This window comes from Tardiphaga sp. 862_B3_N4_1 (assembly GCF_051811085.1).
Taxonomy (GTDB): Bacteria; Pseudomonadota; Alphaproteobacteria; order Rhizobiales; family Xanthobacteraceae; genus Tardiphaga; species Tardiphaga robiniae.
On the sequence record NZ_JBPWQB010000001.1, the window covers coordinates 571,214 to 597,397 of the forward strand.

General features: G+C 59.5%; 24 protein-coding genes and 3 pseudogenes. 23 read left to right on the plus strand and 4 right to left on the minus strand.

The window, feature by feature from the left end; translation table 11 throughout:
* The first annotated feature begins 83 nt into the window (after positions 1 to 83).
* From AB8B02_RS02750 to AB8B02_RS02765, 4 genes and pseudogenes are all read left to right on the plus strand, one after another.
* Entirely contained in the window at positions 84 to 617 is a 534-nt protein-coding gene (locus tag AB8B02_RS02750; RefSeq protein ID WP_439063038.1) for a YybH family protein, read from the plus strand.
* 126 nt (positions 618 to 743) lie between these two features.
* Positions 744 to 830 (plus strand): annotated as a pseudogene (locus AB8B02_RS02755) (DUF1403 family protein); the annotation flags it as partial.
* 1 nt (position 831) lies between these two features.
* Positions 832 to 1,011: a hypothetical protein gene (locus AB8B02_RS02760; RefSeq protein ID WP_439063039.1), complete on the plus strand. Its 180-nt coding sequence runs from the start codon at positions 832 to 834 to the stop codon at positions 1,009 to 1,011.
* Between the two features lie 345 nt (positions 1,012 to 1,356).
* The gene (locus AB8B02_RS02765) at positions 1,357 to 2,787 is read left to right on the plus strand and encodes a hypothetical protein (RefSeq protein ID WP_439063040.1); all 1,431 of its coding nucleotides are present in this window, start codon (positions 1,357 to 1,359) and stop codon (positions 2,785 to 2,787) included.
* Between the two features lie 178 nt (positions 2,788 to 2,965).
* Here the strand turns inward: AB8B02_RS02765 and AB8B02_RS02770 are convergent, their stop codons facing one another.
* The gene (locus tag AB8B02_RS02770; protein ID WP_439063041.1) at positions 2,966 to 4,012 is read right to left on the minus strand and encodes a LysR family transcriptional regulator; all 1,047 of its coding nucleotides are present in this window, start codon (positions 4,010 to 4,012) and stop codon (positions 2,966 to 2,968) included.
* Between the two features lie 74 nt (positions 4,013 to 4,086).
* Here AB8B02_RS02770 and AB8B02_RS02775 point away from each other — a divergent pair, with 74 nt between their 5' ends.
* Both AB8B02_RS02775 and AB8B02_RS02780 read left to right on the plus strand, forming a co-directional pair.
* Positions 4,087 to 5,049 carry a Bug family tripartite tricarboxylate transporter substrate binding protein gene (locus tag AB8B02_RS02775; protein ID WP_439063042.1) on the plus strand — a complete coding sequence of 321 codons (963 nt, stop codon included), beginning with the start codon at positions 4,087 to 4,089 and terminating at the stop codon, positions 5,047 to 5,049.
* 43 nt (positions 5,050 to 5,092) lie between these two features.
* Positions 5,093 to 6,856, plus strand: coding sequence for a CocE/NonD family hydrolase (locus AB8B02_RS02780; protein ID WP_439063043.1), 1,764 nt, complete (start codon positions 5,093 to 5,095; stop codon positions 6,854 to 6,856).
* A gap of 247 nt (positions 6,857 to 7,103) precedes the next feature.
* Here AB8B02_RS02780 and AB8B02_RS02785 read toward each other — a convergent pair whose 3' ends face one another.
* Positions 7,104 to 7,484: a nuclear transport factor 2 family protein gene (locus AB8B02_RS02785; protein ID WP_120287945.1), complete on the minus strand. Its 381-nt coding sequence runs from the start codon at positions 7,482 to 7,484 to the stop codon at positions 7,104 to 7,106.
* A gap of 13 nt (positions 7,485 to 7,497) precedes the next feature.
* Between AB8B02_RS02785 and AB8B02_RS02790 the strand changes: the two genes are divergently transcribed.
* The 7 genes from AB8B02_RS02790 to AB8B02_RS02820 all read left to right on the plus strand — a co-directional run bounded on the left by AB8B02_RS02790 (position 7,498) and on the right by AB8B02_RS02820 (position 12,488).
* The gene (locus tag AB8B02_RS02790) at positions 7,498 to 7,668 is read left to right on the plus strand and encodes a hypothetical protein (protein ID WP_439063044.1); all 171 of its coding nucleotides are present in this window, start codon (positions 7,498 to 7,500) and stop codon (positions 7,666 to 7,668) included.
* A gap of 186 nt (positions 7,669 to 7,854) precedes the next feature.
* Positions 7,855 to 8,388, plus strand: a complete 534-nt coding sequence (locus tag AB8B02_RS02795; protein ID WP_439063045.1) for a TetR/AcrR family transcriptional regulator — start codon at positions 7,855 to 7,857, stop codon at positions 8,386 to 8,388.
* A 109-nt stretch (positions 8,389 to 8,497) separates the two neighbouring features.
* Positions 8,498 to 9,172 (plus strand): L,D-transpeptidase, encoded by a 675-nt coding sequence (locus AB8B02_RS02800; protein ID WP_439064572.1) that lies wholly within the window; start codon positions 8,498 to 8,500, stop codon positions 9,170 to 9,172.
* A 103-nt stretch (positions 9,173 to 9,275) separates the two neighbouring features.
* Positions 9,276 to 10,172 (plus strand): NAD(P)-dependent oxidoreductase, encoded by an 897-nt coding sequence (locus AB8B02_RS02805; protein WP_439063046.1) that lies wholly within the window; start codon positions 9,276 to 9,278, stop codon positions 10,170 to 10,172.
* The gene (locus AB8B02_RS02810; protein WP_439063047.1) at positions 10,172 to 10,996 is read left to right on the plus strand and encodes an oxidoreductase; all 825 of its coding nucleotides are present in this window, start codon (positions 10,172 to 10,174) and stop codon (positions 10,994 to 10,996) included. Before AB8B02_RS02805 ends, AB8B02_RS02810 begins: the two co-directional genes overlap by 1 nt.
* A gap of 51 nt (positions 10,997 to 11,047) precedes the next feature.
* Positions 11,048 to 11,896 carry an alpha/beta fold hydrolase gene (locus AB8B02_RS02815; RefSeq protein WP_439063048.1) on the plus strand — a complete coding sequence of 283 codons (849 nt, stop codon included), beginning with the start codon at positions 11,048 to 11,050 and terminating at the stop codon, positions 11,894 to 11,896.
* Between the two features lie 61 nt (positions 11,897 to 11,957).
* A complete protein-coding gene (locus AB8B02_RS02820; RefSeq protein WP_439063049.1) occupies positions 11,958 to 12,488 on the plus strand; it encodes a VOC family protein in 531 nt (176 codons plus the stop codon).
* A gap of 141 nt (positions 12,489 to 12,629) precedes the next feature.
* Here AB8B02_RS02820 and AB8B02_RS02825 read toward each other — a convergent pair whose 3' ends face one another.
* Complete coding sequence (locus AB8B02_RS02825; protein ID WP_439063050.1) at positions 12,630 to 13,607, minus strand: mechanosensitive ion channel family protein; 978 nt, start codon at positions 13,605 to 13,607, stop codon at positions 12,630 to 12,632.
* A 75-nt stretch (positions 13,608 to 13,682) separates the two neighbouring features.
* Complete coding sequence (locus tag AB8B02_RS02830; protein ID WP_439063051.1) at positions 13,683 to 14,600, minus strand: MBL fold metallo-hydrolase; 918 nt, start codon at positions 14,598 to 14,600, stop codon at positions 13,683 to 13,685.
* Between the two features lie 454 nt (positions 14,601 to 15,054).
* Here AB8B02_RS02830 and AB8B02_RS02835 point away from each other — a divergent pair, with 454 nt between their 5' ends.
* From AB8B02_RS02835 to AB8B02_RS02880, 10 genes and pseudogenes are all read left to right on the plus strand, one after another.
* The gene (locus AB8B02_RS02835) at positions 15,055 to 15,897 is read left to right on the plus strand and encodes an alpha/beta fold hydrolase (RefSeq protein WP_439064573.1); all 843 of its coding nucleotides are present in this window, start codon (positions 15,055 to 15,057) and stop codon (positions 15,895 to 15,897) included.
* Positions 15,898 to 15,931: 34 nt separating this feature from the next.
* Positions 15,932 to 17,137 carry an NAD(P)/FAD-dependent oxidoreductase gene (locus tag AB8B02_RS02840; RefSeq protein WP_439063052.1) on the plus strand — a complete coding sequence of 402 codons (1,206 nt, stop codon included), beginning with the start codon at positions 15,932 to 15,934 and terminating at the stop codon, positions 17,135 to 17,137.
* Positions 17,138 to 17,417: 280 nt separating this feature from the next.
* The gene (locus tag AB8B02_RS02845; protein ID WP_439063053.1) at positions 17,418 to 18,368 is read left to right on the plus strand and encodes an MBL fold metallo-hydrolase; all 951 of its coding nucleotides are present in this window, start codon (positions 17,418 to 17,420) and stop codon (positions 18,366 to 18,368) included.
* A 255-nt stretch (positions 18,369 to 18,623) separates the two neighbouring features.
* On the plus strand, positions 18,624 to 20,084 hold the full coding sequence (locus AB8B02_RS02850) for a sensor histidine kinase (RefSeq protein ID WP_439063054.1): 1,461 nt from the start codon (positions 18,624 to 18,626) through the stop codon (positions 20,082 to 20,084).
* Positions 20,085 to 20,140: 56 nt separating this feature from the next.
* The gene (locus AB8B02_RS02855; RefSeq protein WP_439063055.1) at positions 20,141 to 21,388 is read left to right on the plus strand and encodes an adenylate/guanylate cyclase domain-containing protein; all 1,248 of its coding nucleotides are present in this window, start codon (positions 20,141 to 20,143) and stop codon (positions 21,386 to 21,388) included.
* Positions 21,389 to 21,958: 570 nt separating this feature from the next.
* A pseudogene (locus tag AB8B02_RS02860) lies at positions 21,959 to 22,315 on the plus strand (PAS domain-containing protein); the annotation flags it as partial.
* A gap of 3 nt (positions 22,316 to 22,318) precedes the next feature.
* Positions 22,319 to 24,226: pseudogene (locus tag AB8B02_RS02865) on the plus strand (PAS domain S-box protein); the annotation flags it as partial.
* A complete protein-coding gene (locus AB8B02_RS02870; protein WP_439063056.1) occupies positions 24,223 to 24,876 on the plus strand; it encodes a response regulator transcription factor in 654 nt (217 codons plus the stop codon). The pseudogene AB8B02_RS02865 and the gene AB8B02_RS02870, both read left to right, overlap by 4 nt.
* Positions 24,869 to 25,258 carry a response regulator transcription factor gene (locus AB8B02_RS02875; protein WP_439063057.1) on the plus strand — a complete coding sequence of 130 codons (390 nt, stop codon included), beginning with the start codon at positions 24,869 to 24,871 and terminating at the stop codon, positions 25,256 to 25,258. The genes AB8B02_RS02870 and AB8B02_RS02875 overlap by 8 nt, the downstream gene beginning before the upstream one ends.
* Complete coding sequence (locus AB8B02_RS02880) at positions 25,248 to 25,916, plus strand: response regulator transcription factor (RefSeq protein WP_439063058.1); 669 nt, start codon at positions 25,248 to 25,250, stop codon at positions 25,914 to 25,916. The genes AB8B02_RS02875 and AB8B02_RS02880 overlap by 11 nt, the downstream gene beginning before the upstream one ends.
* Positions 25,917 to 26,184 lie beyond the last annotated feature (268 nt).

Consider the following 26,184-nt stretch of genomic DNA (forward strand, 5'->3'; position numbering starts at 1 on the left):
CAGTAGGGAGAAACTGCGATCCACCTATCGAAGCGCGGCCGTAAAGGCCTTGAGTTCTGGAAAAGGATTGTCAGGAGCACACTATGCCAACCACACGACGCACACTTCTCGCCGCGGGCGGAGCCGGGTTTGCATCCCTCGCGACGGGTAGCTCAGCCCGGTCTGGAAAAAACTCGTCCGTCGACCAAGCGATAACCGACCTTGTCGAACGATCCGAAGAGGCGAACGCCGCACTCATGCGCGGTGATATCGGTAGCTACCGTGCCCTGATCACGCTTACGGACGACTTCACCCTGATGTCGCCGTTCGGAGGCAAGCCGTCGCGCGGAGTGGATATCACGGAGGCCAGCTGGGAGGCGATCGGCCGGTTCTTCAGGAACGGAACCCTGAAACAGCAACTGGTCCAAGCTTATGGGACGACCGACATGGTGGTCCTCGCCGTCATCGAGCACGGGCATGGCGAGGTCGGCGGCTTGCCGGCGCAGGATTGGCCGCTGAGGGTCACCCTGGTCTATCGCCACGATGGCACCGATTGGCGGCTGGCGCACCGCCACGCTGATCCGCTGGTCGCGCAGATTTCGCCGGCGCAGTCCGCAGCGTTGGCCAGAGGCGCCTGAACAACCGCCTCGATCGAGGCCGTGGCTTCTTGGGAGCCAGTCCGTCATATGCGATGGCGCGGCCCAGTCAGGGATTCCTAGCATTAGAGGGCCGGGGCGGGAAGGGCAGGCCCCAACGATCGCTTCAGCCGACGGCTGTTCAAACGGCTGGTGTCAGTCGGCGCCGTCCGCGAACTGACGGGGCGGTTGAGCTTCCGCCTCTACGGGCTGTAGGATGGGACGCCAACCGAAAGCCAACATCACGCTGGATACCAGGCTGACAGATTTGCCGACCGCGCTCCGCTGGCGCGAATGGATCGGCCGCGTCGAGGGGGTGATCTTCGCCGCACGCGAGCCGCTCACTCACCCGCGCCATCTGGCGAAGGTTGTCGACCCGACCGCAACCTCGATCTGATCATCGACGATATCCAGGCGAACTCCGCGGCCGGCACTATGAGCTCGTCGGCATCGCGGGAGGTGGCAGCACCGCGCGCGCACGCAGTTCGCCGATGCGATCCGCACTGCGACCGAGGCAGAGGAGCCGGGCAGCGCGCTGCCGTCGATTTAGTTATCCCGTGTTTTGCTTGCGAGACGGGTAGCTGGCCTTTGCAGTAGCTCTAAGTTGTGTCTTTGATATCAGTGCTAGGCAGGCAATTCGACACATCGCTGCAGGATTTAGAAGGGCGAGTAATTGCCGCTCTAAAATAGCGGCGTCTCGGACCGCCAGATTGGCATCATAAAAAAGATCAACGGAGGCATAATGGCCCGGTTTTCGGAGCACTTTCAACTCGGCTTAAGTCAGCATGAGTTGGACTTTGTGGATGTTAGCAACACCTTCGATACCCCTGTTTACGTAGATCCCTATGCAATTGAAATTCTAGACGACGTTTGGGCCGCAAGCGCTTCAGACAACATCCGAACATTCTTCACTGAAGTTTTAGCAGCCATTAGAGACGGCGACAGGGTTCGTGCGGTCGGGCTCATGTCGCATTTAACCGAACCGAAGGAGACTTACCTTGGTGTTTCTAGGGACAATCCTCAAGGTCGGGGAGTTGGACCAGGCCAAGCTCGGCAGCTTATCGATGCCATTTCCGGGAGCAAGGCATACAAGTCGGGGCTGTTGTCGGATCTCTCCGAGATGGCGCTATACGTGGAGGGTGTCGATCGGGACAAGATCTCAGATCTTACCACCAATATTATTCGCGACTTGTTAGTGGATTATACCCAGCAACAGTGCGAACTATATAGCATCGAAGCACAGAACTACTCCGGCCCAGCGTCATGGGATCAACGGCGTAGGAATTGGGTCGCGAGGATCGTCCAACTGCCCTACATAGACGCAGATCCAGTCCTCTTAGTGCCCAAATATATTGTGCGCAGGTCACTCTCGATAAACAGCCAAGCTTTTTACAACAAGCAGCTCACAGATTTTCTTGTTTCTGAGAATATCAGGGCGAACAGTGCCCTTGTGCAAACGGTCAAAGGCCAGCCGAGAGTTTTCAAAAAAGACGTTCGCGAACAGCATCCGAAATCCAAATCGTACATTGCTGAAATGGTGATTGCTCACCCGGAATTGCTCGCCATGTACAAAGAAGTTGCTAAGACGCAACGTGCATTGGTCAATTTCGACGATGATGACGGCGCTCCAACGATCACCGCTGTATGCGCTCAGCTAGCAGAAGCTTTCCGAAATATTCCTCCCGGACCTAAAGCCGCGTCAGAATATCACACGCTAGTATTAGGCTCCTTCACGGCGCTTTTTTACCCGTACCTCACGCAGCCTCGCAAAGAATGGCAAGTTAGCGATGGGCGGAAGCGCATCGATGTTGTGTTCATCAACTCAGCGGACACCGGCTTCTTCGCTCAACGACGAACCGACGCGAAAGTGAACGCAAACACCGTAATTGTTGAGTGCAAAAATTACTCGAAGGACATCTCAAATGAAGAGCTTGACCAACTTCTCGGCCGCTTCGACGACAATCGCGGAAAGCTAGGCATTATAACCTGCCGCTCAATTGACGACGGGAAGACTTTGCTAAAGCGATGTCGCGACGCATCTTCACGATCGCGCGGATATATAATCGTGCTCACTGACGCTGATCTCGTGGAGATGCTGCTGGCGAAGTCTCGTCTCGAGGACGAACGAATTGAGCATCTGTTGCACAGCAAATATCTAGAGCTACTTGCCTAAATCCAAAGCTCGCTGGCTATCCGGCATTTCGAAAATGACTGCGCGTGACAAGAATTCACTGTCCGTCTGGCGCCCAATTTCAAATACGGGACGAATTCCATCAGTGGACCCAGCAAATCGTCCCTGACGCACCGTCGATAGCGAAAATGGGGGCGGGGAAAGCAAGATAGCTTCTCGTCTACCGAGCGCCCGAGCTCGATTTTCGTATTCGCCCTGCAAGACTCGCATCGACACGCTTCAAGGGGCGGATGATCTCGGAACGCGATTGGCAAAGTTGTCGGACCTCTTCCTCGATCATCGCTTTGATGGCCAGAGCCGCGCGACCGAGCGGACGATCGCGATGATGGAATAGGCCGCGGGTCACGGCTAGGCCCTGCAACGGTGCTCCGACGAATTCTCCTGATCGGAGTTCCCGGTCGAAGGAAGAGGGCGGGACCACCAGAAAGCCGGCACCGGCGCGAAGTGCTTCTCGACACAGCGTCAACGAATTCGCTTCCGTCAGGACGCGGAGCCGGAACTTCCCCCGTATCTCATGTTTCTTCAGCAGCGTGTGCATGAAGCTTCCAACGATCAAAGGAAGGTCGTTCAGAACACTGGCCCTGAGGGACGCGTTGCGATCGCCGAAAGTCCAGTTCTCTGGAGTGCCAACCAACCACATGGATTCCTCGAACAGAGCTTGCGACGCGAGCTCCGGGTGCTGCGCTTCAAAGCTCATGATGCCCAAGTCTATCTTCCCGGCAAGTAAAGCATCGCGAACCGCGAGAGCGTAGTCCTCTTGCAGATAGAGCTCGATCTTGGGATATTTCGCAAGGCTCTGAGACAGCAGTCGACCCATGAAAAGATTGGCGATCGATGGCGGGAAACCCAGCCCAACCTGACCAAGAGGCTCGGCCCCCTCCGAACGCAATTCGGCCTCGACCTGCTGAAACGTTCTAAGAAGAAGCTCCCCGCGCGCGAGCAATATGTGGCCCGCTTCTGTCGGTTCGACGCCCCTGCGGTGTCGCATGAGCAATCGAACGCCCAAAGAGTCTTCCAACAACTGGATACGACGAGAGAGGGCCGGCTGGACTACGCCGAGAGAGACGGCGGCCTTCGAAATGCTGCGCTGCCGGGCCGTCTCGATGAAAAAGCGGAGCGAGATCAAATCCATATCGACATGATATGCTGAACAGGCATGGCGTGCATAGTAAATATCTATTTTAAAGATACCACAAAACGTGACCATTCTCCCTCAAGCCCCGCGAACGAGGGCATAAGCGGGCCATCTGCATGGCCCGCCGTCCAGGAGGGAGCGTGCAGATGATAAAGATGTTGGCCCTTGTCGTTGCCGGAGTTTGCATCGGCGCCACCAGCGGGGGCGCCGATCAGTATCCGAGCAGACCAATCACGATCGTCGTGCCCAGCGCAGCGGGCGGGCTGGGAGACATTCTGGCGCGCTTAGTTGGCGATAAGGCCGCGGCGAGCCTCCGAGCAACCTTCGTCGTCGAGAATCGTCCAGGCGCGAGCGGTGCGATCGGAAGCACCAACGTCATGCGGGCGGCCGCGGACGGCTACACCATTCTGCTCGCGAATGGTGCGTCTCATGGCGCGTTGCCGACCCTGAACAAGAAACTTCAATACGATCCGATCAAGGACTTCGCACCGATCGCACGCGTGGGTGAGACCCAACTCGCCCTGGTCGCATCAACCAAACTGCCGATCAAAAATGCGCAGGAATTTCTCGCCTATGCGCGCAAGAATCCGGGCAAACTCACCTATGCCACATTCGGACACGCCTCGGCCGGACACCTATTCGGGGAAGTCCTAAAGAAGGAAAATGGCGTGGATATGCTGCACGTTCCGTACAAGGGCGAAGCAGCCGCGATACAGGCGGTGATTTCCGGAGAAGCGGATCTCGCCATGATCGTTTCCGCGAAGCCCTATGTCGATCAGGGACAGGTCACGCTGATCGGGACGACGAGCCCTGACGAGACCGCCGCCTATCCGGACTGGCCGACGCTGGCGTCGCAAGGCATTCGTGGCTTTACGCAGGCCCGAGGCTTTCAGATATTCCTCGCTCCGGCCGCGACGCCCAAGCCGATCGTCGAGAAGCTCGCCAACGCCTTCGCCGATGCGATCTCGACGCCCGAAATGAAGCGAAAGCTGCTCGAACTCGGGGTCAATCCGGCAACGGAAAAGCCCGAAGAACTTCCAGCGTTTTATCGCTCACTCGTCGATCAGTGGCGCAGCATCGTCGAAGCCTCGGGTGTGACGGCTGAATAGCCTATAGCCGATGGCTTCTCTTCCCTCCGATAGGTCTTTTGCAATGATAATCGAACGTGATCTTCCCATTCCCATGGACGATGGCTTGCAGCTGCGTGCCGATGTTTATCGGCCCGACCTCGCCGGGCCGGTGCCGGTCATCATGACGATGGGCCCGTACGGGAAGGGGGTCCGGTATCAGGATCATCATTATAAGCCAAGTTGGGATTGGATGACGAGCAGGCATCCCGATCTCTTGCCGGGATCGCAGCGACGCTGGCTCACGTGGGAGACAGTTGATCCAGAGATCTGGGGTTCCTGGGGATACGCGGTCGTGCGCGTGGATTCTCGCGGAGCCGGGCGTTCTCCCGGTTTTCTTGACATTCTCTCCGAGCGCGAGACCCTCGACTACTATCACGCCATCGAGTGGGCAGGCGTGCAGCCGTGGTCTACCGGCAAGGTCGGCTTAAACGGTATCTCCTACTATGCGATCAATCAGTGGCATGTCGCCGCACTGCAGCCGCCGCATCTCACCGCGATGATACCTTGGGAGGGCGCCGCCGACACCTATCGCGACTTTTTCCGCCATGGAGGAATCCTCTCGAACAAGTTTCTCGAGAATTGGTACCCCCGTCAGGTTCTGTCAGTTCAGCATGGCAATCCGGATGCACCGCCAGATATCTGGTTGAACGAGTCGTCGTCCGGACCGGAGGAATTGTCGAAAGAGCAACTTGCGTCAAATCGTTTGGCAACGCTTGCCAACGCTCGCGCGCGAGAACTGGAGGATGAGTGGTATCGGCGCAGATCGCCGGACTGGTCCAAGGTGGTCACGCCGTTCCTGAGTGCAGCGAACTGGGCCGGTTACGGATTACACCCTCGCGGGAATTTCTCCGCATTCACGAATGCAGCGTCCGAGCAGAAGTGGCTTGAGGCGCATCCCGGACGGCATGAAGAATGGTTCTACCTCGAATACGGAATGAATCTGCAGAAGCGCTTCTTCGATTTCTTCCTGCGGGGAGAGCAGAACGGCTGGGATGGCGAGCCGCGTGTCTGGCTGCACCTTCGTCGCCCCTTCACGGAAGCCGTTCAGTTGAGGAAGGAGGAAGCCTGGCCCCTCGCTGGAACCGAGTGGACCAAGCTGTATCTGGACGCCGGAGATCGCTCTCTGGCGTGGGAGCCACCCGCCGCAAAGGGCGTGACGTCATTCGCGGCGACGGTCGATCATCTCAAATGGACGTCGCCTCCGCTCGAAAGCGAGACGGAGTTCACCGGACCGCTGTCGCTCAAGCTATTCCTGTCGTCATCGACGGTCGATGCAGACGTTTTCGTCACGCTGCAAGCATTTGCTCCGGATGGCCGTGAAGTCGAGTTTCAAGGAACGGTCGATCCTCATACGCCGCTCGCGCAGGGATGGCTGCGGGCCTCTCACCGAAAACTATGTGCCGAGCGTTCGACGCCGTATCAACCTTATCATACGCATGACGAGAAGCAGCCGCTGACCCCCGGTCAAATCTATGAACTGGATGTCGAGATCTGGCCGACGTGCATCGTGCTCCCGCAGGGATATCGCATCGCTCTCGATATTCGCGGCAGCGACTTCGCGAGAGAGAATGGCGATGCGGGCTCTCCGCATCGTGGATCTGGTCCCTGGCTGCACGACGACGTATTCGACAGGCCGGCTATGATATTCCAGGGAACAACGACATTGTATACTGGGCCTGAACATCAGTCGCACCTGCTTCTACCCATCGTTCCAAACCGATTATCTCGCGAATCCGACACCAAGGATCGGCGTTCACTGACGGAGTTGGATGTGAAAGCTGGGTGATCTCGGCCAAGCGGCAAGAAGTAGGCGGCCGAATATCACCACCTGTCGTGTCGTCGGCGGTGATCGGTTGCGCGCAGTTCAATGCCAAACGCAACGGCGTCATTCAAAGCAAATCGATGAGTAGCGATATTCCATAACATCCGGTTGGCGAATGCCCAGCGGCGGGTAACTGAGCCGAGCACGGATCACGGCACCGCCCAGCGCCGCTCCGATGGCGACGCAGGTCCGCCCCTGCGGCCAAGAGCTGTCACGCCGGCGGGTTGAGCAGCACCCAGAGGCGAACGATCCGACCAGCCTCGATCTCCGCCGCGTCGGCGCCGGTGACCGCGATAGGACCGTCCTTCGGCCCGGCGTGCCAGCGCAACACGGCGAGGCCGTGATGGCCAACGGCAGGTCCATCGGGCACAAAAGAGAAATCCGGACCGAACTGAGCCAGCAGCTTGCCAGCGACGTCCGAGATGTTGCTGCGGCCTTGCACGACGCCGGTCGGCTCGTACATCACGGGATCGGCTACGAACAGTTCGGCGATGACAGCGTCACGCCGAGCCGCATCGCGCTCGTTGAAAACGCGTTCGAGATTGTCGCGAAGCAATCGGTCGTAGTCCGGCATGGTCTCTATCGCTGTCATGGTGGATCCCTGGATGCGCAACGTTGAAACGCGCAATCTCGCCGTTCTATCTAGCGGCTGTCAAACTGCGGAGCGAAGCGGGGGGATTTACATCGAGCTTGATTCCGATGTGAATGACGTCGCGCCGACGGGCGAAGAGGTCACCACTTTGATGACGGCAAATCCGAGCGGCCTCCAAGAGTAATAAGTCGCGTTTCGAGCAAAAAAAGTGCGTTTAGCAACATAACATCCTAAGGCTCGCCGAATTACATCGCTCCCTATTGCGATTCGGAACCATTCGGTTTATATTGCTTGCATGATGGCTACCAATTCTCAACTACCCGTCGGCCGCCCCCGTGAGTTCGATCTCGACGAGGCGGTGAGGCGAGCAATGCAGGTCTTCTGGGATCGTGGCTATTACGATGCCTCGCTGCCCGACCTTCTTGCGGGAATGGAGCTTTCGAAGGGCAGCTTCTACAAGGCTTTTGGCGATAAGAAATCTGTCTTCCTGCGCGCGCTCAAACTCTATACCGATGACGGCGTGCGGAACGTCCAGGACGTTCTTCGATCGGACCCTTCGCCAAAGGCGGCCATCCGCAACGCTCTCATTCGGTATGCGGATTTGTCTTCTGGAAGCAAAGGTGTTCGCGGATGTTTCGCAGTCCTGACCGCCGCTGAGATGTTGCCGGGAGATCGAGACATCGCAGACCTGATCAAGGGTCTTTTCGCTAGGCTTCAAGACCTGTTCGCAGCGACGATCGCGAAGGGGCAAGCTGCCGGCGAGATCCGGAAGCATTGCGATGCCGGGGTCATGGCGCATTTCATCGTCTCCCATGCCCAAGGCATGAGGATTCTTGGAAAAGTCGGATCGCGTCGCGACGACATGCTGAAAAATATCGATCTCCTGATGGAGACTATTCTTTAAACTGCAATTTGGAACCGAACGGTCCTTATTGCTGATATATCGAAGGTCAGGCGACCTCAGGAGCTTCAATGTTCGACGCAACGGCGCGCATGGTTTGGGAATTGGTATGATGATCATAAAGGCAAGGCACTTCGCGCGCCTCTCAGGGATCGCTGCAATCACAGTCTTGCTGGCGGGTTGCGCCAGCCGCAGTAGCAGCTTGGCGGAGAAGGAGATCACCACAACGCCTGCCGCCTACGCCGAGCTCATCGACGGAATTCACACCATACCGGAAGTCGATACATCCGGCATTGATGCAGCCATGTTGCGGCAACGCGTGGACTATCCGACGGATGAGCCGGCCGGAACGATCGTTGTGAATACGGCTGCTCGTCACCTCTACCTGGTGGAGGGTGACGGGAAGGCCATGCGCTACGGCATTGGAGTGGGCAGGGAAGGACTCGCCTTTGCGGGCGCTGCGACCATCAAGCGGAAGGCCGAGTGGCCGCATTGGCGACCAACGCAGAACATGATGGATCGGGAGCCTGCGCGGTATCGCCATCTCGCCAGCGGGCTGGCGGGCGGCCTCGGCAATCCCCTCGGCCCCCGTGCGCTGTACCTCTATCAGGGCGACCGGGACACGATGTTCCGTATCCATGGAACGACCGAGCCGGAGACCATCGGCAACGCCGTTTCAAGTGGATGCATTCGACTGATCAACCAGGACATCGTCGATCTCTATAGCCGGGTCAAGGTCGGAAGCCGTGTCGTCGTGGTTCAGGGCGGCCGGGCGCTGAGCTCATAAGCGCGGCATCGACAGCAGAGCTTTGGTCGCAACGGGCTTGGCAAACGCCGGCAGCTGCGTCTGGTTCTGCGCCCAGCCCCATCTGAGCAAAAGGAGATAGAAAATGCAGGTCGGATTTATCGGTCTTGGCAGTATGGGCTCGGCAATGGCCCTGAACCTGGCGAAGGCCGGCCATGACGTACTGGCCTGGAACCGAAGCTGCGTCATCCAGGACAGCGCTCGCGGGGTCACGCTAGTCAAACACGCGGCGGACGCCTTCGCGGCTGACGCAGTGTTCACGATGCTGTCCGACGATGCGGCCATTCGGGAGGTGATCCTGGATGCCGGTCTGCTGGCCAGTGCGCGGCCACGGCTGACCCATGTCGTCACATCGACAATCTCGGTCGCTTTCGCGCGGGAGCTGGAGCACCTGCACGACGAAGCGGGCCTTGGCTATGTATCCGCGCCGGTGCTCGGCCGACCGAGCGTCGCGGCGCTTGGCCAGTTGAACATCCTGGCGGCGGGCAAGAGCAATGCAATGGCCGCGATCGAGCCGCTGCTCGCACCGCTCACCAAAAAGGTCTGGAAGCTCGGAGAGAGCCCCGCTCGGGCGAATACGGCAAAGCTCGCTTGCAACATGATGATCGGCATGGCGATCCAGGCGATGGCCGAGGGCGTCGTGCTGACCGAAAGCGCGGGCCTAGACCGTGCGGACTTCTTCGAACTCATCCTGGGCACCCTGTTCTCGGGCCGCGCCTATGAGAGCTACAGCGCGCAGATCACCGAACGATCGTTCGAGCCGGGTTTCAAAGCCAGGCTCGCGCTCAAGGATATGCGCCTGGCGACGGAGGCCTGCAACGAGATCGGACGCGCGCTGCCGATGCTGGAAGCCGTCCGCGACGGCCTCAGCAAAGCCGTCTCGGCGGGCCTTGGCGAGAAGGACTGGTCGATCCTGGCCGATATGACGGTTCGCGGGGGCGGTCGCGTGGCGACATCTGAAAACAACTCGGAGAAGAAGTAATGAAAACCTGGCTCATCACAGGCTGCTCAAGCGGCTTCGGTCAGCGGCTCGCGCTCGCTGCAGCGCATCGCGGCGACCGGGTGATCGCGACGGCCCGCAACGTCAAGACAATCGAGGAAATGTCTGAGCCTTTCGGTGGCCGCATGATCTCTTTGCCACTCGACGTGACCGATGCGGCGGCAGCAAAGGCAGCCGTCGCGAAGGCGGTCGAGACCTTCGGCGGATTTGACGTGCTGGTGAACAATGCCGGCTACGGACTGTTCGGCGCGATCGAGGAGGGCACGCCTGAAGAATATCGGCCGATGTTCGAGGTGAACGTCTTCGGTCTGATCGAAACCACTAGAGCCGCCTTGCCCGTCCTGCGACGTTCGGGCGGAACGATCGTCAATATGTCGTCCGGCGCGGGCATCGCGGGCGGGGGCGGCGGCGGTTATTACAACGCCGCCAAGTTCGCCGTGGAAGGAATTTCCGAAGCACTTGCCGGCGAGCTGAAGCCGTTCGGCATTCGTGTGCTGATCGTCGAACCAGGGCCGTTTCGCACCGACTTCCTTGGCCGTTCGATCACGATAGCGGCCGCCGAGATGCCGGAATACGCCGCGAGCTCGCGCAGGCACTATCGCGAAACCAACAATGGCAGTCAGGCGGGCGATCCCGATAAGGCGATCGCAGTGATCCTGCAGGCAGTCGACGCCAATGACGCCCCGCTTCATTTGCCGCTCGGCCCGGTCGCGCACGCAATCGCCGAGCGAAAGCTGGCTGCGTTCCGCAGCGATATCGACGCTTGGCGCGACCTCACAATCGCCACCGATTTCGATCGGCCATGAGCGCTGGCCACGAGCTCCCTTTGAACGTCAACACCTGACAGGAAAGCGATCATGATCGCAACTTTGCAAGGGTTCACCCAGCAACTGGTGCCGGTGAATGGCATCAAGATCAACGCCGTCACGGGAGGCTCGGGCCCGCCGATCCTCCTGCTGCACGGCTGGCCGGAAACGTGGTGGGAATGGCACCATGTGATGCCGGGACTGGCCGAGCATTTCAGTGTGGTGGCCATGGATCTGCGCGGCGCGGGCTTTTCCGACTGCCCGCTGGACGGCTATGACAAGGCGACGATGGCGCGCGACGCGCATGGCGTCATGGTTGCCCTCGGACATGAACGCTACGCCGTCTGCGGGCATGACATCGGCGGAATGGTCGCGTTGCCCCAGGCCGCCATCTATCGGGAGGCTGTTACCCACCTCGCCGTGCTCGACGTTCCGCTTCCCGGCTGGACCGGATGGGAAGCGACGGTCGCCAGGCTCTGGCACTTCAGCTTCCATATGAACCGGGATCTCCCCGAGCGCCTGATCTATGGCCGCGAATATGATTATGTGTCGGCCTTCATGGCTGAACGCTTCTACGATCACAGCACCTTCAATCCGGCTGACGTCGAGATCTATGCGAAAGCGATGGCGCTTCCCGGCCGCACCCGCGGCGGCATGGAGTGGTACCGCGCCTTCGCCGTCGACCATGCGGCCGCGCTCGAATACAAGAAGCAGCCGCTCGAGATACCGGTGCTTGGCCTCGGCGGAGACCACCGGTTCGGCGCGCAAATGGTGCCGATGCTCAAGGAGTTCGCTGTCCATGTGACAGGCGGCTCGATCGCGCGGTGCAGCCACTATGTCGCGGACGAGCGCCCGGACGAAGTCGCAGCTGCCCTGATCGAGTTCCTCAAGGCCCATTAAAAGCCGGCGCCCCGCGCTATCGGGGCGCGTGCCGATCAAATCAACAACAAAGGAGAGTGTCATGACCACACCCGTCATCCGCGGGGTCAATCACATCGGCATCACGGTGCCCGACATCGAAGCAGCAAAGTCGTTCCTGTTGGAAGCTTTCGGCGGCCAGGTGATCTACCAGTCCTTCGGGCCGCAGGATCCGCCGCGGCAGGGATCCGAATTCGAACGGGCCACTGGCGCTTTTCCCGGAACGGTCGTGCGTGCGCAGGCGATGGTCAAGATCGGAAACGGGCCGGACATCGAGTTGTTCGAAATGCACGGCCCTGAACAAGCCCAGCCGGTCCGGGCGAGCGACTTCGGCATCACACATTTCGGTGTCTACACCGACGACATCGACGCTTCGGTCGAGCGCTTTGCAAAGGCCGGAGGCACTCCGCTGACCGCGCCGCGCGCTATTCCCTATGCCACCGAGAAAGGCTCAGGAAACAAGGTCTGCTACTGCCGCATGCCATGGGGCACGACGATCGAATTCATCACCACGCCGGACCGCATGGCCTATCATGACCAGACGAATCTGCGCAGGTGGCAGGACGAGGACTGAGCAGGGCGGAAAAAGGGACCCGCGTCAGCGTCAGAATTCCATAACATTCGATGCGCGAACACCGGGTGTGTAGCAGCAAAGCAAACATTGGCAGTGGCTGAGGCCGAGGCTGTTTATGGCGGTCCCCGTGGTTGGGATAGCTCATCTGACATCTGTCTGAGGCGGAAATATTCCGGGTGGTATTGCCAGTGAAAGACCGTTCAGCCTGCATTGACAGTAGACTAGTTCGACGATCTCATTCTTGGCTTCCCTTCCAACGCCCAGACTGGCGACGCGGAACTGAAGCTCTGCTTCGATAGCGATCGCGTCGATGCTCTTTAGGGCGACGACCGGTGCTGGGTTCCTGACGATACGAGTACTCGCCTCCAGCACGGACCGCAGGACGCCCTCTACAACGTTCGGGCTTTGCGTTGCTGCAATGCGGACGCTCAGCACGATCAGGTGAGTTTCGTCGGGGCGGCTGATATTTGTCACGCCCTGCCGCGCGAGAATGCTGTTTGGCAATACGACGATATTGTTCGCGCCGGTCAGAAGATTTGTGGAGCGCCAGTTGGTCTCGGTGACACGGCCCTCGGTGCCGTCGCTCAATCGGATCCAGTCGCCGAGCATATAGGCTCTGCCGAGTGTTAGCGCGATGCCAGAGAAGACGTCTCCGAGTGTGTTCTGTAACGCGAGGCCGAAAATGACGGCGACGACGCCTGAAGTCGTCACCAGGGTGCCGAGCGGCATTCCAAACACAAAACGTACAATCGAGAGCGTTGCGCCGAGATAGATCACGGCAACGGCCATGTCCTGGATCAGATGGGCTTCGCGCGGTTTGTGGTTCAGCCTCACATATATGTCGATGAATCCGATTACTGTCCATGCAAGGTGGGTCCACCAAAGAACACCGGCCAGTTTTACGAGCAGTACGGCCCAGCCCTGAGTGTGGACATAATCGGTCCAACTCGGAGGAATCCCTGCCATAAAGAGCACAAGGCTCATGCCGGCGAAGAACAGGATCTGTACGATCAGGCGGCTTGTTGGGCGGCCACGGCCCTGCAGATGCCAGACGCAGATGCCTGCAATGCCAAGGACGTTGAGCAGGATGAGCGGCGATAGATGATCATTGCCAAGCATGGCAGGAGCTAAGCCTCGTTCGGGCCGGCCTTATTCAGGCCGGCCGCCGTTTTGCGGAGGTCGCTTGTCGAACGGTCAGTAGTCCCAGTACACGGGTACCCATCGAAAAGCATCGCCGTCGATCGCCACGCGTCCGACGGACGGAAATGGCATGTGCGTTGCCACCAGCAATTCTTCGGTGGCTGCTAGCTCTTTCAACAAGCGCGTGCGCACGCGGGCTGCCTCCTCGGGATCATGCTCGAAGCCATTGAACCAGTCGGGGTGATCAAACCCGACCGTAAACACGGCATCGCCGGCGAAGGTGAGAGCGTCGTTGCCTGAAGCCACGCGGACGATGCTGTGTCCCGGCGTATGGCCACCGGTGCGACGTACGATTACTCCCGGCGCCACCTCGTATTCGTCGTCAAATTGCCGCAGCTGGTTGTGGTACTCCTTGGCGAACCGCTTCGCAGTTGCCCGCAGCGCATCCGGGAAGCCGGGCGGCATGGAGGTGCGGGAAAAATCCGGCGCGTCCCAGAATTTGACCTCGGCCGCGGCCACGTGGATTTGTACGTCGGAGGGAAGTCGATCCTTGATGCCAGGGACGAGCAGGCCACCAATGTGATCCATGTGCATGTGCGTCAGCACAATGTCAGTGACCGATGCGAGATCGATGCCGGCGCTCTCCACTCGTTTGATCAACTGTCCGGCTCGCGGCAGGTTCAAATCAGGGTCTGACCCCAAGCCTGCGTCGATGAGGATGGTCTTGCCGCCGCTACGCACCACGACTGCATTGAGCGCCCAATCGAAAGCGTCCGGCGGCAGGAACATGTGGTGCATCCAGGCAGCACGGGCTTTCGGGTCGGCATTATGGCCTAACATGGTGGTTGGAAGCGGGAGTACTCCATCGCTGATCACCAGCACCTCAATCTCACCGATCTTCACTGCGTAGCGCGACGGGACCAGCTCTTCCGGCTCCGTTCTAACCGGGCGCGAAGCAACATCTGGGCTCATGTTTTTCTCCTGTTAATCGCCGCGCAGCTCGCGGCATCGGCGACGGTATGCCGGGCCGTATCCATGATCGATTAGGCTAGCAAATAGGATCGACAATACCTCGGCATAGGTTGCTCAATTCAGATCGCGAGGGGCTTGGAGCGCGGCATGGCGTCGCCCAACCTATCCTGGAGAACAGGTCGAACTGTTCTTAATGCCAGCCGCGCTGATCCGCAGAACGATACCTCCGCGCTGCTGACCGCATCATGTTCGGGGCGTTCACGCACTGCGTGCTTCTGCCTGCTCTCACTCAAACGGAGACGAACGAATGACCTGGAAGAGCTCGATCAGCCGTCTTGCAAGGTTATCGCGGCGCAAACTGCTCGCCACCACGCTGCTCTATGCGGCATCGATGACCGTCCGCTCGTCCGCGGCGGCTGGAAAGGAAACCGACATGCTTTCTCATACGACGGACATGGCGGATCTGACGTCTTCGATCACAACCAACGATGGCGCGCAGATCTTTTATCGAGACTGGGGCGCAAGGTCCGCGCAGCCGATCGTGTTTCATCATGGCTGGCCGCTGTCGTCCGACGACTGGGAGAACCAGATGCTCTTTTTTCTGAGCAAAGGCTATCGCGTGATCGCGCATGATCGTCGTGGTCATGGTCGTTCTAGCCAGGCTATCGACGGTCAGGACATGGATCACTACGCGGCCGACGTCGCGGCGCTCGCTTCTCATCTCGATCTTCGCAATGCCATTCATGTCGGCCATTCCACCGGCGGCGGTGAGGCGACCCGCTATGTCGCGCGATTCGGTCACGGTCGTGTTGCCAGGCTGGTGCTGATCGGTGCGGTGCCGCCGTTGATGGTGAAGACAAAAGCCAATCCGGGCGGCCTGCCGATCGAAGTGTTGGACGGCCTGCGGCAACAGCTCGCCGCAAGCCGATCCCAGTTCTATCTGGAATTCGCAAGCGGCCCTTTCTATGGCTACAACCGACCGGGCGCCAAACCGTTACAGGCCGTGATCTGGAACTGGTGGCGGCAGGGCATGATGGGCAGCGCCAAGGCGCATTACGAATGTATCAAGGCATTCTCCGAGACAGATTTCAGCGATGATCTGAGGGTCATCGAAGTCCCGACGCTGGTTCTGCACGGCGGCGACGATCAAATCGTCCCCGTCGCGAATTCCGCTTCACTCTCAGCAAAGCTGCTCAAGCACAGCGTGTTGAAGATCTATGAGGGCCTGCCGCACGGGCTTTGCACGACACATGCCGACATCGTCAATGCCGACATTCTGAAATTCATCTCCCGCTAAACATCTGCATCCCGGACATTCAGGAGCTTCCCCCATGCGAATCATCATCGTTGGCGCCGGCTTTGCCGGCATGTATGCGGCGCTTTCCGCTGCGCGGCTACGCGACATTCAGGGCGCTACCCCCGAAACACTCGAAATCGTACTCGTTGCTCCGGAGCCGACCCTCGTTGTGCGTCCGCGGCTCTACGAAACCAGACCTGAAACGCTCACGGCGCCGCTTCAGGATCTGCTGAAAGCGATAGATGTGGTGTATCTCCAAGGGAGCGTGGAGGCGGTCGACACAAAATCCCGCGCCGTTAAGGTCGCCGGGACCGAACGAACGGAGCAGACTATCTTCTATGATCGGCTCGTCATTGCGACCGGCAGCCAGCTTTTTCGTCCCGACATACCGGGACTGGCGCAATATGGATTCAGCGTCGATCAGCTGAGCGATGCGATCAAACTGGATCAGCATTTGCACGATCTGGCGAGGCAGCCGCCATCCCAAATGCGCGACACGGTCGTGGTCGCTGGCGGCGGTTTCACCGGGATCGAGGTGGCGACCGAAATGCCGGCGCGCCTGCGCGCCATTCTCGGTAGGCACGTGAATCCGCGTGTGATCATTGTGGAGCGAAACGCCGCGATTGCACCCGATATGGGAACGGGTCCGCGTCCCCATATCGAGGATTCCCTCCATGTGCTCGGTGTGGAGAAGCGAATCGGTGTCGCCGTTACGTCGCTCGACAAGTCGGGCGTTACGCTTTCCAGCGGAGAACACATCGAATGCGCAACGGTCATTTGGGCGGCCGGCATGCACGCATCACCGCTGACGGGACAGATCCCTGCTGATCGCGACACGTCGGGGCGCCTGCTCGTCGATCGCGAGCTGCATGTTGCATCGCTGAACGGTGTGTTCGCGACCGGCGACGCCGCCAAGGCGCTTTGTGACGACAAGGGAACATATGCGCTGATGTCCTGTCAGCATGCGACGCGGATGGGGGCTTTCGCCGGCAACAACGCCGCTGCGGAACTGCTTGGCGTGCCGACTAAGCCCTATCATCAGGAGGCTTACGTGACCTGCCTCGATCTCGGTGCCGCTGGTGCGTTGTTCACGCGCGGCTGGGAGAAGAGGGTGGAGATGGTTGGCGACGCGGCGAAAAAGACAAAGCACGAGATCAACACCGTGTGGATCTACCCGCCGCGCGCCAATCGCGCCGCAGCACTCGCGTCTGCCAATCCCGAGCAAGTGACCAATCTCTGATCCATATGAGGACAAGCCGCTCCTAGCGAGGAGTGGCTTAGATTTGACCTTGGCAAACAGCGGAACACCATCATCAGAATGACAAGGTGATCGTCACGGCAGGCGAGTCATCGGGGATTGGACGGGCCGCTGCGCTTCGCTTGGCTAGCCGAAGCGACAAGGTGCTCGTTACCGTCCGTTGGCCCGCTCCGCTCGAACAAATCGTCGCTCCCGCGTGAGAAATGCTGTCCTCAACCGACGAAGCCAACCAACGCTACCTAGAAGCAGGAGATATCAAAAGATGAAGCAAACGATTCAAATCACCCAGCAGGAATCCAATATGAACTTGAGCAATACCTCTCAACAGGGCCGAGCTCTCGACGAGTTGGTGCCGTCACGCTATGCGCTGCGAGTCGGCGAGATTGAAGTGCTGGTAATCAGCGATGGCGTGCTAACGCCGCCAGCCGAGTCAATGGCCACAAACGCTGACCCGGCCGCCCGGGCGGCCTGGCTGGACGACAGGTTCCTGTCGCGGGACGCGTTTGATTGGGCGCTGAACGAGGTCGTGGTGCGTAGCGGCGACCAAACCATCCTCATCGACAGCGGACTAGGAATGGAATACCCCGATTTTCCGCGGGCCGGGCAGTTGGGCCTGCGGCTGAAGAATGCCGGCATTGATCTCGGGTCGGTGACCGACATTGTGCTAACCCACATGCACTTTGACCACGTTGGCGGACTGCTCGTGGACGGGGTGAAGGAGCAGTTGCGCCCGGACTTACGAATCCACGTGGCCGCCGCCGAGGTCAAGTTCTGGGCGTCGCCTGATTTCTCCCGCACCGGCATGCCGCCGGTGCTCGCCGACCTGGCCCGGAGTGCGGCCAAGCGGTTCCTGGACGAATACCGCAACCAGTTGCTACCGTTCGAGGAAGACGGCGAGGTGGCGCCGGGCGTGGTGGTCACGCGCACGGGCGGTCACACCCCCGGCCATAGCGTGGTCCGCCTCGAGTCCAACGGCGATCGGCTGATGTTCGCCGGCGACGCGATATTCCCCGTCTCGTTCGACCACCCCGAATGGCACAACGGTTTCGAACACGATCCCGAGGAGGCGACCCGTGTCCGTCTCCGGCTCATGCGGGAGCTGTCGGAGACCGGCTCATGGCTGGTGGCTACCCACATGCCGTTCCCGTCGATCGGCCGGGTAGCGGTCGCCGGCGACCTCTATCGCTGGGTCCCGACCTGGTGGGATTACTGACGGCAGGTCGAAGCAGGGCCGCAGGCGCGGCCCTGCTCACATCAGAGCCATAAGGAGCAACGTCAATGAAACATCCAACCGTGCGCGAACCGCGACGACGTCGCGGAGGGGCTTGTTCGGCTCACCGGCGACGCTTTTGAATGAATGACGGAGTAGGTGATCGGTGTCGATGGTGGCCTGCGGCTGGCATAACCGCGATCGATCGGCGCATGGCATATCCTTCGACTTGATCGATCTCAACAGGCGTTACGCCACATGACGAGCGGCCAATATACGGGCAATGAATCGCGGTCATGCACCTTCGACACGGCGCGTCTGCGGCTTGAGCTGGCGATGGCGCTCGAAAGACAGGCTGCGACGTCCGAGATTCTCAATGTCATCGCCCGATCCACAACGGATGCGCAGCCGGTATTCGACGTCATCTCGGGAAGCGCGCAACGGCTACTCGGCGGTCGGTCGGCGCTCGTCACCCGGGTGATCGGCGATATGCTGCATTTAGCGGCATGCACAGCGGGGAGCCCCGACGGCGATGATGAGATTCGTGTATCGTTTCCCGCAGCGTTGACAGCCGACGGGATCCATAGTCGGGCCGCGGCCACGGCAACGATCGCGTTTCGATTCGATGTCGAAACCGAAAACGGTGTTCCCAAGGCGGTTAAGAGCATGGCGCGTGCGCGAGGTTATCGCAGCATTATCGTCGTGCCCATGCTGCGCGGGGGCACCGCGATAGGGACGATCGGTGTCTCGCGTGCCGAACCGGGCGCGTTCAGTGAAAGCCAGATCGAACTCCTCAAGACCTTTGCTGATCAGGCCGTGATAGCCGTGGAGAATGTCCGGCTATTCAAAGAGCTTCAGGCGCGGACAACGCAATTGTCGAAATCGCTCGACGATCTGCGCGCCGCGCAGGACCGCCTGGTGCAAACTGAAAAGCTGACCTCGCTTGGACAGCTCACTGCAGGCATTGCGCACGAAATCAAGAATCCCCTGAACTTCGTTAACAATTTTGCTTCGCTATCCGTCGAATTGACGGACGAGCTTGGCGACGTGCTGGCGGGCATTGACGTCCCCGATGGCGCTCGCGTGGATCTCGATGAACTGAGTGGCTTGCTCAAGGACAATCTGCAAAGGATTGTGCAGCACGGAAGACGCGCGGACTCCATTGTTAAAAACATGCTGCTGCATTCGCGAGGCGGCGGCGGCGAGCATCGCCTGACCGATCTCAACGCGTTGGTCGATGAAAGCCTCGCGCTGGCCTATCATGGAGCCCGCGCGGAGCGCCCTCAGCTCGCAGTAACCTTTGAGCGCGACTACGATCCTGCAGTCGGCTCGATCCATATTTTTCCGCAAGAGATCACCCGTGTGCTGCTGAATCTGATTGCGAACGGCTTTTACGCCGTGAGCGAGCGTCTTGCCGAACGCGGCTCGGGCTTCGAGCCGACTTTGAGCGCGCGGACGCGCAACCTTAGCGAATCCGTCGAAATTCGTATCCGAGATAATGGCGTCGGTATGTCACCCGACATCAAGGAGAAGATATTCGATCCCTTCTTCACGACCAAGCCTCCGGGAGAGGGGACCGGGCTCGGGCTGTCCATGACCTACGATATCGTGGTGAAGCAGCATGGCGGCCGTATCGATGTTGATACAGAGCCAGGCGCATTCACGGAATTCATAATCACATTGCCGCGCGGTAGCGAGGCCCGGAGAGATCGATCGTGACGTTAACGACACCTGCCATAGACATCGGCTTGCTTGCGGGATCCGGAGGAGCCCGCATGACCGCTACCGTTTTAATGGTCGATGATGAGCCCGATCTGGAAACGCTCGTCCTGCGAAAATTTCGCCGCCAACGCCGGGAAGGCCTGATCGACTTTCTGTTTGCCCGCGATGGCGCAGAGGCGCTCGATATGATCGATCGACATCCCCATGTCGATCTCGTTGTGCTCGACATCAACATGCCGCGTATGGACGGGCTGTCGCTGCTGGAAACGCTGCAGCAACGAGATGATCGGAAATCGGCGATCATCGTTTCGGCCTATGGCGATATGACCAATATCCGCACCGCCATGAATCGCGGAGCGTTCGACTTCCTGACGAAGCCGATCGATTTTTCCGATCTGGAGGCCACGATCCTGAAGACACTTCGGCATGTGGAAGCTCTGCGCGAGGCACAACGTCGCCAGACGGATGCGGAGCGCGCGCACGCCTCGCTCTCGCGCTATTTTTCTCCCGAGCTAGCCAAGCGTCTCGTCGATGGAAACGATGATGAAATGGCGGTTCACTGGCGCCAAATCGGGGTCATCTTCACCGACATCACCGGCTTCACGTCACTCGTCGAAATGGTCGCGCCGGAGCAACTGGCGAAGCTGCTCAATGAATATGTCGGCGGGTTGACCGATGTGGTTTTCGACCATCAGGGAACGGTGGCCAAGGTGATTGGCGACGCGATCCAGGTTCTCTTCAATGCGCCGGGAGACCAGCCGGACTACGCTGCACGTGCCATTGCCTGCGCCGAGGCATTGGATGATTGGGCCGAGTCCTTTCGTGAGCGATGGATGCGCGAGGGCGTGGATTTCGGTGCGACACGGATCGGCGTTCACGCCGGGGCAGCGCTGGTCGGCAATTTCGGCGGCGACCGTTTCTTCGACTACACGGCCTATGGCGATACGATCAATACAGCCGCCAGACTCGAGGCTGCGAATAAGTCTCTGGGCACGAGGATCTGCGTAAGCGACGTCGCGGCGAGAGCTGCCGGTGCATTTCGCGGGCGGCCGATCGGCGATCTCGTTCTACGCGGCCGGAGCGTAGCCTTGCGGGCGCATGAGCCGCTATCGCCCGGTCAGTTTGACGACCCGGCCACGGCGAAATATGCGACGGCGTTCCGCCTGCTCGAAGCGGGGGATGTCGCGGCGCTGCCAACTTTCGCAGGGCTCGTCGGCGCCCATGCCGACGATCCCCTGGCGAATTTCCATCTGCGAAGGCTGCTCAATGGTGCGAACGGCGCGACGATCAGGCTTGATTGACGGCCACCGACCGCATTCCTCACTCTGCATGGCCTTTTTTAACCTGCAACCGGGCCGCAGACCCCGTCAATCCAAAGATACTCGCGATCGTCTTGGCAATACATGGATTTCTATGGGGTGCGATAACGCGGCGGCGGGGCTAAACTTGCCGCGAAGAGCGCCACGGCCATCCCTTTTCGGGAGACCTCCAGCCAATGCACCGCTAAAGGTCAAGCGTTCTTGGGGTAGGAGCATCCGGCCATGACGGCAGAGCGTTCTCGACAATATTGGGTGCCTGCGATTGTGGGCGCTGCTATCGGCTTTCTGCTGTTTGGCCTCATGGATCGTCCGTTCGGCCTGCTCGCTCCCGTTGCGGCGATGTATCTGTATGTCTCGGGGAAGACCGTCTGGCTGCTGCGCGCCGTCTGGGGGGTGGCGCTGCTCGGATCGGCGGTCGCGGCCACGTTGTTTGCCGCTGACATGCGTGATCAACTGCTGTCTTGGACCGCGTTCTTCGTAACTGCTTTGTGCATCGGGGAGTTCGTCGAAGCAAAGACGTCAACTTTGTTCGGTGCGGACATGGTGGAAGCCATGCAGATCGTGAAGAGCATGCCGGCGTTCACTTGGTCAGCGAGCGCGGACGGTCACATCACTCACGTCAGTGCGGGGACTATTGCATTCGCCGGGATGACGCAGATTACGCAGGGTCTTTTCCATCGATTCGAAAATGCGGCCTGGCGCCGGATTATCCATCCGGACGACTACGACGGTCTGATGAGCATTCGGCGAGAGTCGTTGATCACAGGCGCAGCCTTCGATGCTGAGTTGCGTCTTCGCCGCCATGACGGTGTCTATCGATGGTTCAGGCTGTATGGCTCGCTGTCACGCGATCATAAGGGCAAGCTGGCCGGCTGGTGCGGCACGATGACCGACATCGAGGAGAGGAAGGTCGCGGAGAAAACCATTCTCCGCAGTGAGCAACAGTTGCAGCAACTCATCGATGCCGTGCCGGCGGCGATCTGGAGTACGACGTCGGATGGGAAACCTACTTATGTCAATAAGCGCTTTACCCAGATGACCGGGCTGACGATCGACGACGTCACAGCAAACGACGGGTTCTTGTCCTTGAAGCTCGTCCTTCATCCGGATGACAGCGATAAGGCGATGGCAACCTTCCGGCGCTCTCGCGAAACCGGGGAACCTTATTTCAAGCGCTACCGCCAGATCCGCTCCAACGGCGCGTACCGATGGACCGAGACTCGCGCCGAGCCGTTGCGGGACCACGCCGGTGCGATCATCAATTGGTATGGTCAAAGCATCGATATCCACGACGCGGTCATCGCCCAGCAATCGCTAGAACAGAGCGAACGGCAGCTGCAATTGTTGGTCGATGCCGTTCCAGCCATGATCTGGAGCACGACTCCCGAGGGTTATCCGGTCTTCGTTAACAAGCGCTTCATGGACGTGACCGGAACGACGCTGGCAGACGCGACGGGATCTGATGGCATGCCAACACTATGCACTATCCACCCAGACTATCGGGATCATGCGCGGAAGACGCTGATGGACGCTTTTGCGACAGGCACGCCTTGCATGATGCGTTATCCCCAATTGCGAAGCGATGGTTCTCATCGCTGGAGCGAGGTGCGGGTCGAGCCGTCACGGGACAAGAATGGCGAGGTGCTGCAATGGTACGCCGTATGCGTCGATATCGATGATCAGGTTCAGGCGCACGAGGCGTTGCTGGAGAGCGAGCGCTCGCTGCGCCAGCTGGTCGAGACACTGCCAGCAATGATCGATTGCGCGACGCCGGACGGCGAGCCGATCTATCGCAGCAAGCAATTACGCGAATTTCTTGGATACAATCTTGAGGAACTCGACGGAAAGCCCTCCCGGCTAGAGGCTACGCTGGATGCCGGCGTGCACCCCGGCGACCTGCAGGGCGTAAAAGAGCGTTACGCGCATTCGCTCGCGACCGGCGAGCCCTATGCGCGGCGACACAGGCTGCGTCGATTCGATGGGGAGTATCGATGGGTCGAAACCCGTGCCGGCCCGATGCGCGACGCAGCGGGAAACATCGTACAGTGGAACGTCATCTGCCTCGATATCGACGGCGAAATGCGGGTGCAGGAGGAGCTACGGCAAGCGCAGGAAAAAATTGCACGTGCGAGCCAGGCGGCGAGCCTGGCTGAACTGTCAGCTTCGATTGCTCACGAAGTGAATCAGCCGCTCGCCGCCATCGTCGCCAATTCGCACGCCTGCCAGCGCTGGCTCACAGCGACGCCACCAAATATAGAGCGGGCCCGGCGCACCGTCGAGCGGGTCATTCGCGACGCCAATGGTGCCGCGGACGTCGTTAGTCGAATTCGCGCCCTGTTCAAGCAGTCGGGCGACAAGCGGAATGTGTCCACGTTGAAAAACGTGATCGCTGAAGTCTGCGATCTAATCGTGGAAGAAGCGACTCGCCGCGAAACGCGCATTGTGATCGATGTCGAACCGAACCTTCCACTGGTCGCCATCGACCGCGTGCAGATCCAGCAAGTTCTTAGCAATCTCATCCGAAATGCCATCGACGCTATGGATGGCATCGTCGGGGACAAAGTCGTTCGGGTTCGGGTCAATTGCCGCGCTGACGATATGGTCCAGATCGCCGTGAGCGACATGGGACCGGGCGTCGCGTTTCCTGACAGGGTATTCCAGCCGTTCTTCTCCACAAAGGAGCAGGGGATGGGGATGGGCCTCTCCATCTGTCGAACGATCGTGGAGGCGCATGGCGGAAATCTATGGGTGGACGCCAACACGTCGCAAGGAGCAATATTTGTATTCTCGTTACCAGTTGGTCCGGGGGCGATCGCGTGATGTCTGAGGCCTTTGTTGTCTTCATTGTGGACGATGATGCGCGGATGCGCGAAGCGCTCGTTGAACTACTCGCATCCTACGGCATCGAAGCCATGGCGTTTGGATCCGCCGGTGATTACATAGGGGCGGATAAGCCCGATATTCCTGCATGTCTCGTGCTCGATGTGGAACTGCCGGACATCAACGGCCTCGATCTGCAGGGGCGCATCGTAAAGGGCGGCGGGCATCCGCCGATCGTCTTCATCACCGGTCATGGAGATATCCCGTCCTCGGTGCGGGCGATGAAGAACGGAGCCATGGATTTTCTGACGAAACCGTTCAGTGACGCCGACGTCATGAGCGCCATCCGGTCAGCAATATCGCGTGACCGCGCCGATCGTGCAGAACGCACCGAAATGTCGCTTCTCAAACAACGCTATCTCGGCCTGACACCGCGCGAGCGCGACGTCTTGCCGCTAGTCGTGAGCGGCTTACTCAACAAGCAGGCCGCGGCCGAGTTGGGGATCAGCGAAGTCACGCTGCAGGTTCACCGAAGGAACGTCATGCAGAAGATGGACGCGACTTCGCTTGCCGATCTCGTGCGTATCGCTCAGCGAATTGGGATACCGCTTTCCGATCCGAGGCGAGCGGAGGGAAAGACTCGTGCCTAACCGCAAGCCTGTGATTGCCGTTGTCGACGACGATCCGCGCGTGATCGAGTCGCTCGAAGACTTATTGGAATCCGCCGGATATGCCGTACGGTGTTTCTCGTCGGCTGAGACGTTTCTGGCCTGCGACTTGCTCGAGCTGGATCTCCTGATCACAGATGTCGGGCTGCCGAATGTCGACGGTCTGCAATTGCGGAGCGTCATGATGCAGAGACATCCTCGTCTTCCCGTCTTTCTCATTACGGGCCGCCACGAAATCGCCGACCAAGCGCGTGCAAAGGACATTACCGGCTTCTTTCGCAAGCCGTTCGATGGCGCGGCGCTACTTTCAGCCGTCGATGAAGCGGTTGGAATACAAAAAACAGAGGGCGGGGATGACGATTGATCGAGCACTTTCGCAACCGGTCTCGCGTCAGGCGTATTGCTCCGACGAACCGATCGTGATCATTGTCGACGATGATGCGTCCGTCCGGGAAGCGCTGACTGAACTCGTCGTCTCGGCCGGCCTCGACGCACTTTGTTATGCATCGACACGGGCGTTCCTAGAGGCGGGCGCGCCTGACAGGCCATGCTGCCTGATCGTCGATGTGCGGATGCCCGGTGGGAGCGGGCTTGAGCTGCAGGAGCAGCTGGGGCGCAGCGGTGATCCGAGACCCATCGTTTTTCTCACTGGTTACGGCGACATTCCGATGACGGTGCAGGCAATGAAGGCCGGCGCCGTCGACTTCCTGACCAAGCCGGTGCGCGATCAAACTCTTCTCGATGCTGTGCATACGGCGATTGCAAAGGATCGGGTTCAGCGCGAGCGAGCCACAGAGGTCAAACGCAATATCGGCCGTTATGCAACGCTGACGCCGCGCGAACGTGAAGTGCTTCAGCTAGTGATGAGCGGCCGTCTGAATAAGCAAATTGCATTTGCGCTGGGTATCAGCGAAGTGACCGTAAAACTGCATCGCAGTAATGCCATGCGCAAGATGGCGACAACGTCGATGGGGCAGATGATACGAATTTGGGAGACTCTGCCTATCAAGGTTCGCGCTTAGTCGATGTTAGTAAACGGTGCGCTGTATCTCCGCAACGAATTGAACAACGATGGACCGTACCGAGACGACCTCAATGTCGGCTGCTGGCGCAAAGCGCCGTACGGCTCTACTCTGAATTCGACCGGCCGTTCCTGATTGCTGTCTGAAGAGTGCAATGAGGAAAGCGCCCCAGCAGGCGGACTGCCTTGGTCGACGCCCTCTTGAACCGCTTCGGCCAACCGAGACGTTCTTGAGCGACCGGCCGTTGGACTGCTCGAAAGCTATGCGA

What these genes read in the sequence shown, in the direction of transcription:
- AB8B02_RS02845 (WP_439063053.1), top strand. Translation starts at nt 17,418, where the DNA reads ATGAAGCAAACGATTCAAATCACCCAGCAGGAATCCAATATGAACTTG.
- AB8B02_RS02840 (WP_439063052.1), top strand. Translation starts at nt 15,932, where the DNA reads ATGCGAATCATCATCGTTGGCGCCGGCTTTGCCGGCATGTATGCGGCG.
- AB8B02_RS02780 (WP_439063043.1), top strand. Translation starts at nt 5,093, where the DNA reads ATGATAATCGAACGTGATCTTCCCATTCCCATGGACGATGGCTTGCAG.
- AB8B02_RS02750 (WP_439063038.1), top strand. Translation starts at nt 84, where the DNA reads ATGCCAACCACACGACGCACACTTCTCGCCGCGGGCGGAGCCGGGTTT.
- AB8B02_RS02790 (WP_439063044.1), top strand. Translation starts at nt 7,498, where the DNA reads ATGCGCAACGTTGAAACGCGCAATCTCGCCGTTCTATCTAGCGGCTGT.
- AB8B02_RS02765 (WP_439063040.1), top strand. Translation starts at nt 1,357, where the DNA reads ATGGCCCGGTTTTCGGAGCACTTTCAACTCGGCTTAAGTCAGCATGAG.
- AB8B02_RS02825 (WP_439063050.1), bottom strand. Translation starts at nt 13,607, where the DNA reads ATGCTTGGCAATGATCATCTATCGCCGCTCATCCTGCTCAACGTCCTT.
- AB8B02_RS02835 (WP_439064573.1), top strand. Translation starts at nt 15,055, where the DNA reads ATGGCGGATCTGACGTCTTCGATCACAACCAACGATGGCGCGCAGATC.
- AB8B02_RS02830 (WP_439063051.1), bottom strand. Translation starts at nt 14,600, where the DNA reads ATGAGCCCAGATGTTGCTTCGCGCCCGGTTAGAACGGAGCCGGAAGAG.
- AB8B02_RS02805 (WP_439063046.1), top strand. Translation starts at nt 9,276, where the DNA reads ATGCAGGTCGGATTTATCGGTCTTGGCAGTATGGGCTCGGCAATGGCC.
- AB8B02_RS02785 (WP_120287945.1), bottom strand. Translation starts at nt 7,484, where the DNA reads ATGACAGCGATAGAGACCATGCCGGACTACGACCGATTGCTTCGCGAC.
- AB8B02_RS02815 (WP_439063048.1), top strand. Translation starts at nt 11,048, where the DNA reads ATGATCGCAACTTTGCAAGGGTTCACCCAGCAACTGGTGCCGGTGAAT.
- AB8B02_RS02770 (WP_439063041.1), bottom strand. Translation starts at nt 4,012, where the DNA reads ATGGTCACGTTTTGTGGTATCTTTAAAATAGATATTTACTATGCACGC.
- AB8B02_RS02880 (WP_439063058.1), top strand. Translation starts at nt 25,248, where the DNA reads ATGACGATTGATCGAGCACTTTCGCAACCGGTCTCGCGTCAGGCGTAT.
- AB8B02_RS02855 (WP_439063055.1), top strand. Translation starts at nt 20,141, where the DNA reads ATGACCGCTACCGTTTTAATGGTCGATGATGAGCCCGATCTGGAAACG.
- AB8B02_RS02795 (WP_439063045.1), top strand. Translation starts at nt 7,855, where the DNA reads ATGCAGGTCTTCTGGGATCGTGGCTATTACGATGCCTCGCTGCCCGAC.
- AB8B02_RS02810 (WP_439063047.1), top strand. Translation starts at nt 10,172, where the DNA reads ATGAAAACCTGGCTCATCACAGGCTGCTCAAGCGGCTTCGGTCAGCGG.
- AB8B02_RS02850 (WP_439063054.1), top strand. Translation starts at nt 18,624, where the DNA reads ATGACGAGCGGCCAATATACGGGCAATGAATCGCGGTCATGCACCTTC.
- AB8B02_RS02800 (WP_439064572.1), top strand. Translation starts at nt 8,498, where the DNA reads ATGATCATAAAGGCAAGGCACTTCGCGCGCCTCTCAGGGATCGCTGCA.
- AB8B02_RS02820 (WP_439063049.1), top strand. Translation starts at nt 11,958, where the DNA reads ATGACCACACCCGTCATCCGCGGGGTCAATCACATCGGCATCACGGTG.
- AB8B02_RS02775 (WP_439063042.1), top strand. Translation starts at nt 4,087, where the DNA reads ATGATAAAGATGTTGGCCCTTGTCGTTGCCGGAGTTTGCATCGGCGCC.
- AB8B02_RS02760 (WP_439063039.1), top strand. Translation starts at nt 832, where the DNA reads ATGGGACGCCAACCGAAAGCCAACATCACGCTGGATACCAGGCTGACA.